Here is a 1601-nt window from a genome sequence, read left to right on the forward strand (position 1 = left end):
CAGGCCTCCGTCGGCCACAGCTCCGCAAGCTTCGCCAGCAGCCAAAAAACAACGGGGGAGGAAAGAAAGTAGCTGGCCGGGTCACACCGCTCCCTCACTTATTCCTCTGCAAAGGACACACAACCATGAACGCAATCAGCGTCCAGACCATCACCACTGAGGACACCGCCGAAACCATCCACGGCGTCACCGTGCTGGGCAACTACCACATGAACGGCGGCTACGACTGGATGGAACTCATCTCAGAACACGGCTGGGCCGTGATTCCTAGCTGGGGATCCGATGGCTGGGACCTCGGACAGTGGCCTTATGTCATGGTCGCCGGGATCCGCACGGCCGATGAAATCGGCAACCTGTTCGGCATGGCCACGTACTGCGAGGGCGACGTCAAAACGACGTTCTACCGGACCAAGGCCCGGTTCTGGGACGCCATCACGGAACAGGCTTTCTACCACTGGAAGAACGGACAGGCCCACGGACCGGCAGACCTGCCGCTGGCCGCTGCGGAGCTTCCCAGCCGCTACCGGATCCCGCCCACCTTCCAAAGCGCAGCAGCCTAACCCGCATCACAAGCCGGTGCCCCGCACCACCGACAGCAAAGGACCAGGAACAATGACCGAACCCCGCACTATCTCCCAGACCCCCGCCCAAGCCGTGGTCTTCCTCGAAACCCTCGCGGCGATCGTTGAAAAGTCGCCGGTGACCTACAGCGCAGACTCCGCCGCCGACCTCGCCGCGCACCTGCGCGGGATGGCCGAAGCCGTTACCTCCGAGGCCCACGTGAACCCGGCCGAACTGAACACCACCCGGCAATACGCGGCACTGGACTGGCACAACGAAGCCGTGGGCGTCCTGTTCGCCGCAGAACACCGCCCCACATTCCTCTAGCAGGAACCGAGAGCCGCTGTACTGCCCGGCCAGAGTCGGGCAGTACAGCCCCACACCACTTCAAAGGAGCCAGCATGAGCAACGAAACCACCGCCCCCAAAGGCATCACCGCACTGATCTACCGTGACGCCCTGGGCACGGATTTCTCCAATCAGGGCATTTCCGCCCGCGTCATGGAGGTGACCGTCATCGGCGAGGGCATCGACCCCGTTTTCGAAGCCACCGAGGAACGGCCCGCCGTCCGGCTCGTCAAAAACGAGAACTTCCGCCGCGAAACCGTGATCCACGCCGAACCGGTCACCCCGGACGACGAACCCGCCCCGTGGTACATGTTCGGCGGCACGTTCATCTTCAGCAGCGACTCACGATTCCGGCGCGCAGCCGGACAGTACGGAGCCATCCCGCTCCACGACCGCCGCGAATAGGCCCGGTGGGCCGTTCGCCTTGCGTGGGCGGGCGGTCCGCCGCGGGTGGCCGGCACTGGTGGGTGGTCGCCGGCGGCGGACCGCCGTTCCCGCAACAGGGCCGGCTGTTGCTCACCTGGTGCGCGCGGCAAGCCCATGCGGGGGATTGCCCTGGGCGGATGCGTGTCCGGGGGAGCATGCTCGCCAGGGCTCGCACCCTTTTGGGCGTCCACTCCGCTTCGCTCCGTGGCCGGCTGTTGGGCCCGGTCCCGGCCTCGCAGAGCTCCGCCGTGCCCGGACCTGTTTGTC

The 1601-nt window shown here is 65.7% G+C and carries 3 protein-coding genes; all 3 read left to right on the forward strand.

What is annotated here, in order from left to right:
- The first annotated feature begins 125 nt into the window (after positions 1-125).
- The 3 genes from ACSVIE_RS21030 to ACSVIE_RS21040 all read left to right on the forward strand — a co-directional run bounded on the left by ACSVIE_RS21030 (position 126) and on the right by ACSVIE_RS21040 (position 1313).
- Positions 126-560: a hypothetical protein gene (locus tag ACSVIE_RS21030; protein WP_442425149.1), complete on the forward strand. Its 435-nt coding sequence runs from the start codon at positions 126-128 to the stop codon at positions 558-560.
- A gap of 52 nt (positions 561-612) precedes the next feature.
- Complete coding sequence (locus tag ACSVIE_RS21035) at positions 613-888, forward strand: hypothetical protein (protein WP_442425150.1); 276 nt, start codon at positions 613-615, stop codon at positions 886-888.
- Between the two features lie 74 nt (positions 889-962).
- Complete coding sequence (locus ACSVIE_RS21040; protein WP_442425151.1) at positions 963-1313, forward strand: hypothetical protein; 351 nt, start codon at positions 963-965, stop codon at positions 1311-1313.
- Positions 1314-1601 lie beyond the last annotated feature (288 nt).

Origin of the sequence: Paenarthrobacter sp. NCHU4564, from assembly GCF_052156435.1 — a bacterium.
GTDB lineage: Bacteria > Actinomycetota > Actinomycetes > Actinomycetales > Micrococcaceae > Arthrobacter.